Source organism: Streptomyces sp. H39-C1 (assembly GCF_027158125.1).
GTDB lineage: Bacteria > Actinomycetota > Actinomycetes > Streptomycetales > Streptomycetaceae > Actinacidiphila > Actinacidiphila fildesensis.
In genome coordinates this window covers 134116-147670 of sequence record NZ_JAPVLS010000003.1, presented here as the reverse complement: position 1 = coordinate 147670, position 13555 = coordinate 134116, and the positions used below count along the sequence as shown (strand labels likewise).

General features: G+C 69.5%; 14 protein-coding genes and 1 pseudogene. 7 read left to right on the top strand and 8 right to left on the bottom strand.

Going from position 1 to position 13555, the window contains the following annotated elements; all coding sequences use genetic code 11:
* Nucleotides 1-2: 2 nt before the first annotated feature.
* A complete protein-coding gene (locus O3W51_RS03505; RefSeq protein WP_443048237.1) occupies nucleotides 3-1484 on the bottom strand; it encodes an MFS transporter in 1482 nt (493 codons plus the stop codon).
* Between the two features lie 293 nt (nucleotides 1485-1777).
* Between O3W51_RS03505 and argG the strand changes: the two genes are divergently transcribed.
* A complete protein-coding gene (gene argG / locus O3W51_RS03500; protein WP_138354631.1) occupies nucleotides 1778-3223 on the top strand; it encodes an argininosuccinate synthase in 1446 nt (481 codons plus the stop codon).
* Nucleotides 3224-3398: 175 nt separating this feature from the next.
* Here the strand turns inward: argG and O3W51_RS03495 are convergent, their stop codons facing one another.
* Both O3W51_RS03495 and O3W51_RS03490 read right to left on the bottom strand, forming a co-directional pair.
* Nucleotides 3399-3785, bottom strand: a complete 387-nt coding sequence (locus tag O3W51_RS03495) for a RidA family protein (RefSeq protein WP_138354632.1) — start codon at nucleotides 3783-3785, stop codon at nucleotides 3399-3401.
* A gap of 126 nt (nucleotides 3786-3911) precedes the next feature.
* Complete coding sequence (locus O3W51_RS03490; RefSeq protein ID WP_138354633.1) at nucleotides 3912-4424, bottom strand: hypothetical protein; 513 nt, start codon at nucleotides 4422-4424, stop codon at nucleotides 3912-3914.
* 190 nt (nucleotides 4425-4614) lie between these two features.
* Here O3W51_RS03490 and O3W51_RS03485 point away from each other — a divergent pair.
* Nucleotides 4615-4947, top strand: a pseudogene (locus tag O3W51_RS03485) (DNA glycosylase AlkZ-like family protein); the annotation flags it as partial.
* Between the two features lie 49 nt (nucleotides 4948-4996).
* On the opposite strand, the gene O3W51_RS03480 reads toward O3W51_RS03485, so the two are convergent.
* Nucleotides 4997-5644, bottom strand: coding sequence for a TetR/AcrR family transcriptional regulator (locus O3W51_RS03480; protein WP_138354634.1), 648 nt, complete (start codon nucleotides 5642-5644; stop codon nucleotides 4997-4999).
* A 152-nt stretch (nucleotides 5645-5796) separates the two neighbouring features.
* On the opposite strand from O3W51_RS03480, the gene O3W51_RS03475 reads away from it, so the two are divergent.
* The 3 genes from O3W51_RS03475 to O3W51_RS03465 all read left to right on the top strand — a co-directional run bounded on the left by O3W51_RS03475 (nucleotide 5797) and on the right by O3W51_RS03465 (nucleotide 8108).
* Nucleotides 5797-6828, top strand: a complete 1032-nt coding sequence (locus tag O3W51_RS03475; RefSeq protein WP_138354635.1) for a medium chain dehydrogenase/reductase family protein — start codon at nucleotides 5797-5799, stop codon at nucleotides 6826-6828.
* 72 nt (nucleotides 6829-6900) lie between these two features.
* The gene (locus O3W51_RS03470) at nucleotides 6901-7494 is read left to right on the top strand and encodes an ester cyclase (RefSeq protein ID WP_198357712.1); all 594 of its coding nucleotides are present in this window, start codon (nucleotides 6901-6903) and stop codon (nucleotides 7492-7494) included.
* Nucleotides 7495-7634: 140 nt separating this feature from the next.
* Nucleotides 7635-8108 (top strand): carboxymuconolactone decarboxylase family protein, encoded by a 474-nt coding sequence (locus tag O3W51_RS03465; protein ID WP_138354636.1) that lies wholly within the window; start codon nucleotides 7635-7637, stop codon nucleotides 8106-8108.
* Nucleotides 8109-8245: 137 nt separating this feature from the next.
* Here the strand turns inward: O3W51_RS03465 and O3W51_RS03460 are convergent, their stop codons facing one another.
* The 3 genes from O3W51_RS03460 to O3W51_RS03450 form a co-directional block, all read right to left on the bottom strand.
* Nucleotides 8246-8887: a DUF4232 domain-containing protein gene (locus tag O3W51_RS03460; RefSeq protein ID WP_138354637.1), complete on the bottom strand. Its 642-nt coding sequence runs from the start codon at nucleotides 8885-8887 to the stop codon at nucleotides 8246-8248.
* A gap of 143 nt (nucleotides 8888-9030) precedes the next feature.
* The gene (locus O3W51_RS03455) at nucleotides 9031-9462 is read right to left on the bottom strand and encodes a hydrolase (RefSeq protein ID WP_269283672.1); all 432 of its coding nucleotides are present in this window, start codon (nucleotides 9460-9462) and stop codon (nucleotides 9031-9033) included.
* 257 nt (nucleotides 9463-9719) lie between these two features.
* Entirely contained in the window at nucleotides 9720-10589 is an 870-nt protein-coding gene (locus O3W51_RS03450) for an NmrA family NAD(P)-binding protein (protein ID WP_138354639.1), read from the bottom strand.
* A gap of 93 nt (nucleotides 10590-10682) precedes the next feature.
* Between O3W51_RS03450 and O3W51_RS03445 the strand changes: the two genes are divergently transcribed.
* The gene (locus O3W51_RS03445; protein ID WP_138354640.1) at nucleotides 10683-11423 is read left to right on the top strand and encodes a TetR/AcrR family transcriptional regulator; all 741 of its coding nucleotides are present in this window, start codon (nucleotides 10683-10685) and stop codon (nucleotides 11421-11423) included.
* 44 nt (nucleotides 11424-11467) lie between these two features.
* On the opposite strand, the gene O3W51_RS03440 is transcribed toward O3W51_RS03445, so the two are convergent.
* Nucleotides 11468-12400 carry a helix-turn-helix domain-containing protein gene (locus tag O3W51_RS03440; protein WP_269283668.1) on the bottom strand — a complete coding sequence of 311 codons (933 nt, stop codon included), beginning with the start codon at nucleotides 12398-12400 and terminating at the stop codon, nucleotides 11468-11470.
* A gap of 149 nt (nucleotides 12401-12549) precedes the next feature.
* On the opposite strand from O3W51_RS03440, the gene O3W51_RS03435 reads away from it, so the two are divergent.
* On the top strand, nucleotides 12550-13512 hold the full coding sequence (locus O3W51_RS03435) for an SMP-30/gluconolactonase/LRE family protein (RefSeq protein WP_269283665.1): 963 nt from the start codon (nucleotides 12550-12552) through the stop codon (nucleotides 13510-13512).
* The last annotated feature ends 43 nt before the right edge of the window (nucleotides 13513-13555 follow it).

Genomic DNA, 13555 nt, shown 5'->3' with positions numbered 1-13555 from the left:
CGTCAGGACAGTGGCGTCTTCGAGGTCTCCGTGGCCGCCACGTCCTCGTCCGGGTCGTGCTGCAGGCCGCGCTGCAGACCCAGGATGGCGACGACTGCCGCGACGGCCATGATCCCGGACATGGAGTAGAGGACCGTGCGAATGGAGTAGGCGAAGTCCAGACGGATGAAGGCCGGGATGGTTCCGGTGCCCGGGCCCTGGGACTGCGAGTACTTCGTTGCTAGCGCCGTCGCCTGATCGTGCGGCGTGCCCTGCGCGACGAGGGAGGACGTGATGTGCGAGCGGAACTGGGAGACCTGGGTCGTGCCGAGGATGGCGAGGCCCAGGCTGGCGGCGTAGTTCCGCACGGTCTGCGTGATGCCGGTCGCCTCGCCGTACGAAAGGCGTGATGCGCGGTTCACCGCGTCCGTACTGGCCGGGCCGAGCATGAATCCCATGCCCGCGCCCCCCAGGACCACGCTCCACACCTGCGAGCCGAAGTGCAGGTCGACGACCTTTCCGGCCCACCAGTAGAAGCCGACAGCGGCCAGCACACACCCCAGGACCACCGGGCGCTTGGCGCCGCCCCGGTCCAGCATCCGCCCGCCGAGCTGTGCGGCGACCGCGAAGCCGAGGAAGAAGTAGAGCAGGTACAGACCCGTCTGCTGCGACGACTCTCCCAGCGAGATCTGGGCGTACTCACTGGCGAAGAAGAACACCGGGACGAACACCAGCATCGAGATGCCCAGAACGAGGTTCTCCACCAGGAACGCCCGGATGCGGAAGATCCGCACCTGCATCAGCGGCGACTCGGTCCGACGCTCCACCTGGACGAAGATCACCAGCAGTGCGGCGCCACCGACGATGCACAGCCAGATGCCGGGATTGCCCCAACCCCAGATAGGCGCCTGCTGGAAGCCGAACACGCTCAGGGCCACACCGCTCGCGATCAGCACCAGGCCGCGGTAGTCCATCGGCGCCGGGCGGTGATCGGTCTGCGGGCGGGACCACAGGATCAGCAGGAGGGCGATCAGCGCCACCGGAATGTTGACCCAGAAGATCGCCCGCCAGGTCCATTCGGTGAGGTATCCGCCCAGGATCGGCCCGATGGCCGTCAGCCCGCCGGCGATGCCGAAGAACAACGCGAGCGCGCGCCCGCGCTCGCGCAGCGGGAACGTCTGGACGACGATCGCGAGCGCGGCAGGGAACATGATCGCTCCGCCCGCGCCCTGCAGGGCCCGGAAGACGACGATCCACGTCTGGGCCGCCCCGCCCTTCGGCGTGAGCCCGCACATGGCCGACGCACCGGCGAAGATGATCACGCCGAGCACGACCATCTTGCGGTGGCCCAGAGTGTCCGCCAGCCGGCCGCCGAAGGCGAACAGCGCCGCGAGGGAGAGCAGATAGGCGTTGACGGCCCATTGCACCCCGGTGCTGGTCAGCCCCAGTTCGCTCTGGATCTCGGGCACCGCGATGGACACGATGGTCTGGTCGATGAACGTCATCGCCACAGCGAAAATCATCGCTGTGAGAACGAGATTCTTGCTTCTGCCGCCGTTCGTGGCACCGGAAACAACCATGATCACCCCTCGGCTCAGTTTCCCATTGTGCGGTTTCCTCCCAGGTCGCGCCTGGCGGGCGCCGGCGCTCGGGTCGGGCGTGCGCCCCGCGGGGAATGTTGCGAAGGTGATCTTCGTCCGACCCCCATGGCCGGCCCGCCGCCCCGCCGCCACACCGGTCGGGAGACGGGATCCCGGCCGTTCTTGCATGGCCATGCGGGATGATGCATAATCTTCCTATGTCTAAGGTCCTCACCTCTCTCCCCGCCGGCGAGCGCGTCGGCATCGCCTTCTCGGGCGGCCTCGATACCTCGGTCGCGGTCGCGTGGATGCGCGACAGGGGCGCCGTCCCCTGCACCTATACCGCCGACATCGGTCAGTACGACGAGCCGGACATCGCCTCGGTGCCCGGTCGTGCGAAGACCTACGGTGCCGAGATCGCGCGCCTGGTCGACTGCCGCGCCGCGCTGGTCGAGGAGGGCCTGGCCGCGCTCACCTGCGGGGCGTTCCACATCCGCTCGGGCGGGCGTGCCTACTTCAACACCACGCCGCTGGGCCGCGCCGTCACGGGCACGCTCCTGGTCCGGGCGATGCTCGACGACAACGTGCAGATCTGGGGCGACGGCTCGACCTTCAAGGGCAATGACATCGAGCGGTTCTACCGCTACGGCCTGCTCGCCAACCCGCACCTGCGGATCTACAAGCCCTGGCTGGACGCGGACTTCGTGACCGAGCTCGGCGGTCGTAAGGAAATGTCGGAGTGGCTCGTCGCCCACGACCTGCCCTACCGCGACAGCACGGAGAAGGCGTACTCCACCGACGCCAACATCTGGGGTGCCACCCACGAGGCCAAGACGCTGGAGCACCTGGACACCGGTGTGGAGACCGTGGAGCCCATCATGGGCGTGCGGTTCTGGGACCCGACGGTCGAGATCGCCACCGAGGACGTGACGATCGGCTTCGACCAGGGCCGCCCGGTGACGGTCAACGGCAAGGAGTTCACCTCCGCTGTCGACCTGGTCATGGAGGCGAACGCCATCGGCGGCCGGCACGGCATGGGTATGTCGGACCAGATCGAGAACCGGATCATCGAGGCCAAGAGCCGCGGTATCTACGAGGCGCCCGGCATGGCGCTGCTGCACGCGGCGTACGAGCGCCTCGTGAACGCGATCCACAACGAGGACACCGTCGCCCAGTACCACAACGAGGGACGGCGCCTCGGCCGGCTGATGTACGAGGGCCGCTGGCTGGACCCGCAGGCGCTGATGGTGCGTGAGTCCCTGCAACGCTGGGTCGGCACGGCCGTCACCGGTGAGGTGACGCTGCGACTGCGGCGCGGTGAGGACTACTCGATCCTCAACACCACGGGACCGGCGTTCAGTTACCACCCGGACAAGCTGTCCATGGAGCGCACCGAGGACTCCGCGTTCGGCCCGGTGGACCGGATCGGCCAGCTCACCATGCGTAACCTCGACATCGCCGACTCGCGCGCCAAGCTGGAGCAGTACGCCGCGCTCGGTCTGATCGGTACGGCGAATCCCGCCATCGGTGCCGCCCAGGCGGCCGCGACCGGGCTGATCGGCAGCATGCCGGAGGGCGGCGCCGAGGCCATCGCCTCCCGCGGCGAGGTCTCCGACGACGACGAGATGCTGGACCGCGCCGCGATGGAGTTCGGCACGGACTAACCGGTCCGGTCGAGCGGAGGGCCGTCGAGCCGAAGGCTCGGCACGTGAGGGGCACGCACCACCGGACAGGCCGGCCAGGCGCCAAGGGCGTCGGGCCGGCCTGTCCCGTTGTGCGTGCCCTTGTGGCGAGGAAGGGTCGCAGGCGCTGGGCCTCAACCTCGGCGGCCCCGCCTGATCAGGCCGCCGCCAGTGCCTCGATCTCGACCCGGAATGCCGGATTCACCAGACCGCTGACCTGTACCAGCGAGCTGGCCGGCGGATTCTCCAGCGAGATGTACTCGTCACGCACCCGCCTCACAACGTCCAGGTCCGCGAGATCGGTCAAGAAGTACGTCAGCTTGACGAGCTGCTCCATATCGGCGCCGGCCGCAGCGAGAGCCGTCCTGAGGTTCTCGAAAACCTGCCGTACCTGGGCCTCCGGGTCGCCGTCCCCGACCAGTTGCCCCTTCCCGTCCAGCGGCACCTGACCGGAGATGACGACCATGCGCCCGCTGAAAGAGACGGCGTGGCTGTACCCGTTGACCGGTGGCAGACCGTCCGGTCGGAGATGGTGCTGCTGCATGGGATCCCCCTGGAGTCGACGTTGGGAGTCGCGCCCGGTCCAGGACCTGCCGACTCACACTTGGGAACGAACCTACTGGTCGGAGCGCCGCGCTGAGAAGGGCCGCCGGATGGTGGGGAAGTGGGGTTATCGGTAGTCCTCGGGGTGGCCCTGCATCCAGGTGTTGATCTTGTCGCGGGTGGCCAGGAGGAGGGCCTGGTGCTTCTTGAGGTTGGCGTAGGAGCGGTCCGTGCCCAGCGTGTCCCAGAGTTCCTTGGTCCGGGCGAGCGGTGCGGTGAAATGGCCGGGGCCCTGGGGGTCCGCCTTCATGGCCTTTTCCATGCGGGTGAGTTCGTCGTTCACGCGGCCCAGGAAGTAGGCGCAGTTCCCTGGCGTGCAGCCGTCCTGGAAGGTGGCTTGGAGTCCCGCGAAGGCGTCGCGAACCTTCTCGGCCTGTGGTTCCGATGAGGCGGTGCCCGGATCGGCCGGCTGCTGGGCCGGTGAATCCGGGGGAGTCGAGGTTGTCCCTGCACCGGTGCTGGTGGCCGCTGGTATGGGAGTTGCGGGCTTGTCAGGGCCGGCGGAGCAGGAGGCCAGGGCAAGCACGCTCAGGAGCAGCGCCACTGTGGCGGGGGTACGTCGGCGCCGGTACTGGGGCACGGGGTGTCCGTTCGTTGTGAGCTGGTCCGCTCTTGCGGGCGGTCTCGTGCTCGGTTCGCGTCGCGGGAGGTGACGTCACCGTCGTTCCAGGGGCGCAGGAGCAGGCCGGGTGCGGATGCGGTGGCATCCGTCCGCAACGTGGTCATCGAGCTGCCCCCTGAGTGAAATGATCACTCATTTGACCACGGGGGCGCCGCGTCGGTGCCGTTTCCCCGATCCCGGCACACCGGCCCCGGTACGGTTCCTGCCGGCGTTCGACAACGTGATCCTCGGCTACCACGACCGCAGCCGGATCATCGATGACGTCCATCGCGGCTTGTCGGTCACCGGCGCTCGCGTCGTCCTGGTCGACGGCCGGGCCGCAGCGACCTGGGGCGTCGAGGCCGGCACCGTGGTCGTCACCCCGCTGGGCCGCTTCGCCCGAGCGGACCGCACCGCCGTCGCCGAACAGGGGCAGGCGCTGGCGTCGTTCCTCTCCGACGACGACAGCGACCGGGTACGGATCGCCGCGTCGTCCCACTGAGCAGCGCACCGGATCGCTCTGCTCGGGACCGCGCCGGTAGGAGGCGTGCTCAGCGGTTCAGCAGGTCGTCCAGCTCGGCGGCGTAGAGCAGCGCGGGGTCGAATCCCATTCCGGTGAAGTGGCCGGCGAGTTCGAGGGACAGGACGCCGTGCAGCCGCGTCCAGAACCTCATGCCGCGGTGGAGGGCGGCGGCGGGGGCGGGGTGGCCGTCGGCCCACTGCCGGTGCTCTTCGAGGTGCGTGTCGAACGAGGTCGCGGGGCCGTTCGCGGGCAGCGCGCTGACGGCGTCGAGCACCATCGTCATCGTGAGAGCCGCGATCGCGGTGATGTCGTCGGGCGCGTGGTAGCCCGGCACGGGTGTGCCGTAGATGAGGAAGTACCGGTGGGGGTCGTCGAGCGCCCATCCGCGGAGGACCTGGGCCAGCGTGGCCGCGTCGGGGCCGGGGCGGGAGGCCGTGCGGAGGGTGTCCGCGAGGCTTTGGTACGCGTCCCGGATGAGCTCGGTGATCAGCTCGTCGCGGCTGGCGAAGTACCGGTAGAGCGCGGGTCCGCTCATGCCCATCTGTTTGGAGATCGCGTTGAGCGAGAGCGCGGTCGCGCCTGACGTGGCGATCTGTTCCCACGCGTGCTTCTTGATGTCCGCACGCACTTGGGCGCGGTAGCGCTCGCGCGGGGTCGTCGTGCTCGTTTCCGTCATGCCTGCCACCGTCCGCACTGTCTGCCGAGGTTATATGTTCAATGTTTAGTGAGAACCTATCACGAAAGCTCTTGACGTTCCCTCTCGATCTGCGTTACAACGTCTAACGAACGCGAAACAGCGTAACCAACCGAAGCGCAGTGGAGGTCGTCATGAACGCTCAGGGACTCGTCGAAGTAGTGCTGCCGGGCAAGGTCGAGCCGGAAGGGCTGCAGATCCGGCACGGAGCCGTCCCCACCGTGGGTCCGGGCCAGGTCCTGATCCGGATGGAGGCCACCGGGATCTCCTTCGCCGAGCAGCAGATGCGCCGCGGCCGGTACTACGACCAGCCTCCCTTCCCGTTCGTGCCCGGTTACGACCTGGTCGGCACCGTCCTCGCGACCGGCGAAGGCGTCGAGCCGGGCCTGGCCGGCACCCGGGTGGCCGCACTGGTCAAGGTCGGCGGCTGGGCCAGTCACGTGCTCGTCGACGCGGCGGACGCGGTGCCGGTGCCCGACGGGATCGACGCGGCGGAGGCGGAGACCGTGGTGGTCAACGGCATCACCGCCTGGCAGATGCTGCACCGCACGGCACGCATCCGCTCAGGACAGACCGTCCTGGTGCACGGCGCCAACGGCGGTGTCGGCTCGGTCCTGGTCCAACTCGCCCTCGCCGCAGGCGTGAAGGTGATCGGTACGGCCTCCGCGCGCCACCACGACGCCCTGCGGGAACGCGGCGTCACCCCCATCGACTACCGCGACCAGGACGTCGCGACGCGGGTCCGCGCACTCGCTCCCGGCGGGGTCGACGCCGTCTTCGACCACATCGGCGGCCGCAGCGTTGTCGACTCCTGGAGCCTTCTCGCACCCGGCGGCACGCTGGTCGCCTACGGCAGTGCCTCCACCCGGGACGACGAGGGATCCAAGCAGTGGCCCGTGCTCAAGCTGCTCGGCCGGGTGTGGCTGTGGAACGCGCTGCCGAACCGCCGCCGCGCCTACTTCTTCAACGTCTGGGCCGGCCGGGCCCTGTCCAAGAACCGGTTCCGGGCCCGGCTGCACACCGACCTCACTCAGGTCTTCGCCGCCCTGCAGCGCGGCGACATCACCGCTCAGATCGCCGCCCAACTGCCCCTCTCCCGGGCCGCCGACGCGATGCGGCTGGCCGAATCCGGCACCGTCGCCGGAAAGATCGTGCTGAACCCCTGACGCATCCGGTCCGCCGCCACTGATCGCACGCCGCCGTCCCTGCAGACCCAAGAGAGAACGCGAGGAACCGCCATGACCACCACGCCGACCCGCACGCACATCTCCACCACCAGGCTCCGCCGGGCGCGGCTGCTCATACCCGCGGCGGTCGCCGCGCTGGCCTTCACCGCCACGGCCGCCGCCGCGGACAGCTCGCCGACAACCGCGGCCGAGCGGACCGTCTCCGCCCAGGACCACCGGGGGGCCGCGAACAAGCCACAGGTGATGCTCGACGCATGGCTGCGCCTCTGGAACGGCGATCTCGCACAGGCGCCGCGCATCATCTCTCCTCGCCTCCGGGTGCACGCCGCCCTGCTCGACGGCGGTGACGGCAGTTCCATCAGAGGCGTCGACGGCCTGGTGAACTGGATCACGCAGACGCGCGCGGCGTTCCCGGATCTGCGCTTCACCACGGAGGTCGGCCCGCTGGTCGACGGCCGCTACGGTTCCGTGCGTTGGAAGGCCACGGGCACCTATGCCGGCGGCTTCCCCGGGGCCAAGGCCAAACCCGGAACGGTGGTGACCTTCACCGGCACCGACACGCTCCGCATGCAGGACGGCAAGTTCGTGGAGTACTGGGTCAATACCGACACCCTGCTCTGGCTCACTCAGCTCCAGGCGCTCTGAACCGCATGCCGGCCCCCTGTCATCGCCGCCCCCTCGCCGCGCACAAGGTAAGTGACGCACGTCACGTTCGGCCCTGTCACATCCGGCCGAGCTGATCCGTCAAGTAGTTGTCACCAGCAGGAACGGCATAGGAGTGCATCATGGATGCTCGCTTGAACCTTTACGGCAACCCGGGCGCGGCCAAGTTCTTCAAGTACATCAACTCGGCCGGCAAGGCGATCTCGGACTCGACGCTGCCGGGCGCGACGCAGGAACTGGTGAAGATCCGTGCCAGTCAGATCAATGGCTGCGGTTTCTGCACCGACATGCACACCAAGGACGCCACGCACGCCGGGGAGACCTCGACCCGTCTCAACCTGGTCGCGGCCTGGAGGGAGGCGAAGGTGTTCACTGATGCCGAGCGCGCCGCCCTGGAGCTGACGGAGCAGGGCACCCGCATCGCCGACGCGGCCGGAGGCGTGCCGGACGACGCGTGGGCGAATGCCGCCAAGCACTTCGACGAGGACCAGCTCGCCGCACTGGTGTGCCTCATCGCCCTCATCAACGCCTACAACCGCGTGAACGTGCTCGTCCAGCAGCCCGCCGGCGACTACCAGCCCGGCCAGTTCGGATAGTCGGGACTGCCTGGCCGGGACCGGTCAGCGCGAAGGCCGGCGGCCGGAGCCCCAACGGGGGGCTCCGGCCGCGTGCTGTTGGGTGCGGCCGCTCGTGGAATCCACCGCCGCACAGAGTTTCCCTGAGCGCGGCGTGCTTACAGACTGAGCGCGTCCTCCGCGTTGTCCATCCACGCGGTCACGGAGTTCTTGGGTGAGACGTACAGCTTGGGAGTCGCTGCCTTGAGCGGCGTCTGTGCCACATCCGACTCGGTGTCCATGGTCATCGCGATCGAGTTGACGGTCTTGCCCTTGCCGTCGTTCGCGCCGCCCATGAGCCCGGCGTAGGCGGACTTGCCCGGCTCGAGCCGGATCGCCTTCTCGATGGCGGGGGCCGTGCCGCGCTGGTTGGCCTGCCCGTCCAGCTCGCCGAAGGTCACGCTCGGGTGACCGAGTGCCTTGCAGGCCTTGGTGCCCTTGTTGGTGATCTTCAGCAGGTAGCTGCTGGTCGTGGGCTCCGCCAGGGTCGCGGTGAACTTGAGGTCGTGCGTGCTGCACGGGAAGACGTCGTAATCGGGGTCGGACGACGAGCCGCCGCCGGTCGAGCCCTTGCTCGGGGACGCAACGGGCTTCGCCGGCTTGGACGGCGTCGCGGGCTTCGTCGGGCTCGCGGCCTTCGTCGGGCTCGCGCTGGGCCCGTCGGCTCCACCCGCCGCGTCGTCGTCGCTGGGCCCACAGGCGGTCAGAGCCAGCGCGGATACGGCGACGAGGACGACGGCGGCTCTGCGAACGGTGCTCATGTGGTGTTCCCCCCGATGAGAAGCGCGAGTGTGCGCTTGGCTGAGAACAACCCTCCCGCAGAACCTTCACAGCTTGGTGACGGTGTCTTGCCGACTCGACGACGATTGCCGGCGCGTCGCATCAAGAACGCCGTGCAGCGGTCTCAAGCGCGGTGCGGGGCGGTCACCGACTTGGCCCCGATGAGGATTCGGTAGCGCTCCCGGGCCGCGAAGTCGGCCAGGCTCCAAACGGCCGGACGGCCGACCTCCGCGCAGAGGTGCAGGACCGTGTCCTCGTCCATCCAGACGCCGACGTGGGCGCCGTAGGGATCGTCGGTCCCGTTGAAGAGGAGCAGGTCGAGCGGTTTGGCGATCTGGGCGCGCACGGTGGATTCCGTGTCGTCCCAGAGGTCGCTGGAGCGCAGCGCAGGCGGGGTCAGGCCGAAGTGCCGGAGTACCTCGTAGGCGAACAACTGGCAGTTGGCGCCCGCCGCGAGGCCGGGCTCGCGGGCGACGGCCGTCGATCCCGGGAAGCGGGAGCCCACGTACGGAACCGTCCAGAAGTGGGCCGGAAGCCGGGGGAGGAGCGGTCCCATGGTGTCCACCTCAGACGATCGGACCAAGAGCGAACCTGGGGAGTCGGGTTCGTAGCGCAGAGTACGACGTCGGGCCCCGAGGAGGGCTCGGGCGGCGAGAGCGCGGTGGCGGGGTCGCCGACCGACGTGCCCCGGTGCTCGCGATGAGCCACAAGATTTCCGGTCGATAACAGTTGCACGATCAACGTTGGCGGCCTGGACGGATCCGTCCCGGCCACGAGCTGACCCGGAGGGGCTCGCGTTGGCCGTCGAAGCGCTCAGCGCGCGGTGGCGGCCAGTTGCTCGTGCAGGACCGTGCTCAGGGCGACGGGTTCGCGGCCGAGCAAGGTGGCCAATGTGGGGTCGACGGCGGCGAATTCGCCGGCGCGGCTGGCGGTGAAGACGCCCAGGAGTTGGTCCGCCGCCTCGGCGGGGACGCCGTGCCCCGACAACTGCTCCCGGAACTGGTCATCGGTCGCGGTGATCCTGGTGAAGGTGCGGCCCGTGCCATCGGTGGCGATGCCGGCGATGTCGTCGAAGGTGAGCGCCTGGGCCGCGGTGAGCGGCGGCGTCGGGCCGTCGAAGCAGCCTTCGTCAGCCAGGATCGCGGCGGCCGCGTCGGCGAGGTCGGCGTGCGCGGTCCAGCTGACCGGCCCGTCCGCCGGGAGTTCGACGCGGCCGGATTCCAGCGCCTGGCCGAGGAACTGCAACGCATTGGCGGTGTAGAAGCCGTTGCGCAGCGAGGTGAACGGCACGCCGGAGGCGCGCAGTGCTTCCTCGGTGGCGGCGTGGTCGCGGCAGGGCTGGAACTGCGATCCGGCGCCGGCGCCCATGTGGCTGGTGTAGAGGATGCGGCGGGCACCGGCCGCGACGGCCCCGTCTATCGCGGCGCGGTGCTGCCGCACGGCCTCCTCTCCCATCTTGTCGACGGAGACGATCAGTACCTGGGTGGCGCCCTCGAAGGCGTGGGCGAGGCTGTCGGCGTCGGTGAAGCTGCCGTGCCGTACCCGTACCCCTTGGTCGGCGAACGTCTGTGCCTTCTGCGGATCGCGGACGCTGACGCCGATCCGGGCCGCCGGCACGCGCGTCAACAGCCTCTCGACGATCTGACGGCCGAGCTGTCCGGTGGCTCCGGTCACGATGATCATGATGCACTCCCAGTGTGATGTGGTTCCAGTGGAATCACACTGAGCGTATCACTGATAATAACGACGGAACCATCAGTGGTGTATCGTTGATATATGCCACCGCCTCCACGCGCCCGGAACAGCGCTCCCGCCGTCGAACCCGACACCGCAGCCGCAGCGGAGCCCCGGCAGCGGGTCATCGAGGCCGCCGCCGACCTGCTGGCGCGCGAGGGCCGCGACGCGGTCACCACCCGCGCGGTCGCGGTCGCGGCAGGCTTGCAGCCACCGGCCATCTATCGGCTGTTCGGCGACAAGGACGGGCTGCTCGAGGCGGTGGCCGAGCACGGCTTCGCCGCGTTCCTCGCGACCAAGCACGTCGACCCCGATCCGCCGGACCTCATCGAGGACCTGCGGTCCGGCTGGGACCTGGCGGTGGAGTTCGGTCTGGACAATCCCGCGCTGTACACGCTGATGTACAGCGAGCCCACCAGAGCCACGTCGGCCGCCTTCAAGGCCGGTATGGAGATCCTCATGGGCCGGATCCGCCGGCTCGCCGCCGGCGGCTGGCTGCGCGTCGATGAGGAACTCGCGGCCACACTCATCCACGCCACGGCACGCGGAGCTGTTCTGACGTGGCTCTCCCTGCCCGAAGACCGGCGCAATCCCGCTCTGTTGACCACCCTGCGGGAGTCCGTGGTCGCCGCCGTGACCAACCAGGAGCCGGCCGTGCAGGACGCCGGCCCAGCCGGCGCCGCCCGCGCCCTGCGCGCCGCGCTCCCCGAACAGACGACCCTCAGCAGCGGGGAACAGCATCTCCTGAGCGAGTGGCTGGACCGCCTGGCCTCGGAGGGCTGACCCGGACCCAGGTGGGGGGCCTGGTTTCGGGAGTTCGGAATCGGCTACGGGTCCAACCTGTTGGCGTCCGGATCCGGCCGGTAGCTCGCGAGGGCGCTTCGCCGTGAGGGTACTTCCCTGGCTTCGGCCGCGGTGGCCTGGGCGAGGAGCTTCAGGGCGGCCTGGGAGGCCGAGCCGGGGGCGGTGGTGACCATGACCACGGACTGCTCGGGTTCGGATGCCCCGGTCAGGGTCTGCTGTCTGACCGTCAGGGTGCCGACCAGCGGATGCCGTAGCTCGTACTCGGCGGTGTCGCAGGCGCGCACCCGGTGGTCGGCCCACATGCCCGCGAAATCGGTGCTCCGCGTGGTCAGCTCACCGATGAGCGAGGTGAGTCGGGTGTCCTGCGGATGCCGTCCCGCCACCAGCCGGAGATTGCCGACCACGGCTCGGGCCTTCGCCGGCCAGTCGACGTACAGCTCGCGGATGTGAGCGTCCAGGAAGACCAGCCGCGCCATGTTCGGACGGTCCGCCGGGCGCTCGGGGCCGGTCGGGTCCACATGCCCGGCCAGCAGTGCGTGTCCCAGCGTGTTCCAGGCCAGCACGTCACTGCGGCGCCCGGTGACGACGACGGGTACTTCGTCCAGGGCACCCACCAGGTCGCGGACGGCCGGGGCGAGCCGCTCGGCGGGAGGGCGGCGGACCGTGCGCCGGTGTCGGCAGGCAGTGGCCAGGTCACGCAGGTGAAGCCGCTCCGTCTCCTCCAGGCGCAGCGCGCGGGCGATGGCGTCCAGCACCTCCACGGAGGCGTGGCAGGAGGCCCCTTGCTCCAGACGCGTGTAGTAGGAGGAGCTCACGCCCGCCAGAAGCGCCAGTTCCTCACGTCGCAGGCCCGGAACCCGGCGGCGGTCGCCGTAGGTCGGCAGGCCGACGTCCTGCGGTTGCAGCTGGGCCCGACGCGCCTGCAGGAAGGTGCCGAGCTGTCCGTGTGCGTCCATGGCCCCGAGTATGCGGCGACGACGCCACATGCAGCCTGCCCCAGCCAGGGATAGGCAGAGCCGGGGCTGGTTGCCCACTGCCGACCGCACCCACAGTGGGGCCTCGTGCAGGGCAGACCTGCAACACCACCCACGACGCAGGGAAGAACGTGTCGAAGAAGTTCGCAAGGAACATCCTGGTCGCCGCCATCGCGGTGGCCTCCCTCTCCGTCGGCTGGCCCGGCTCGGCGACAGCGGCCACAGCGCCGTTGTCCCACGCCCGGATCGCTCAGCACTTCGATCTGGCCGGCGGCCAGATGCCGGAGAACATCGCCTGGGAACCGAACGGCAGCGTCGACGTGTCGTTCTCCGCCGCTCGCCAGATAGCCCAGGTCACCCGCCACGGCGCGGTCCGTGTGCTGGCAACCCTGCCCGCACCGGCCGACGGCGGCGTGCACACTCCGGTTCTTGGCTTTCCGCTGGTCACCGGCCTGGTCAGGGACGCACACGGCACGCTGTACTTCCTGTACGCCACCGGCACCAGCGATCTCACCGGTGTCTGGCGGCTCACCCCGGGCGGCACCCCTGAGCGGATCGCCGCGCTGCCGGCCGACGGCCTGCCCAACGGGCTGGCTCTGGACGACCGCAGGCTCTACGTCACCGACTCGGTCCGTGGTGTCATCTGGCGCGTACCGACCAGCGGTGGTGACGCGACGGTCTGGGCGAGCGGCAATGAGCTGGCCTCGACCGGCTTCCTCGGCGCCAACGGCCTGAAGGTGCACAACGGCGCCGTCTGGGCGTCCAACATGGACAAGGGCACCGTGCTCCGCTTCCCGCTGAAGAAGAACGGCACGGCGGGTCCTGCCGAGATCATGGCCGATCAGCTGCCCGGAATCGACGACTTCGCCTTCATCGGGCGCAGCGACCGGATTCTCGCCGCCCTCGACCAGTCCGACCAGGTCGCCCTGGTGGAGCCCGACGGTACTCACACCATCGTGCTCAGTGCTCAGGACGGCCTGCAGAACCCCACGGCCGTCGCCGTACGCGGTGACACCGTGTACGTGACCTCGGCCGCTTACCTCACTCAGCAGGACCCCAACCTGCTCACCGTGCGCATTCAGCCGCACTGCTGACGATCCGTCACAGCTGGGGGTCCGGCAGTCGCCGGGCCCCCAG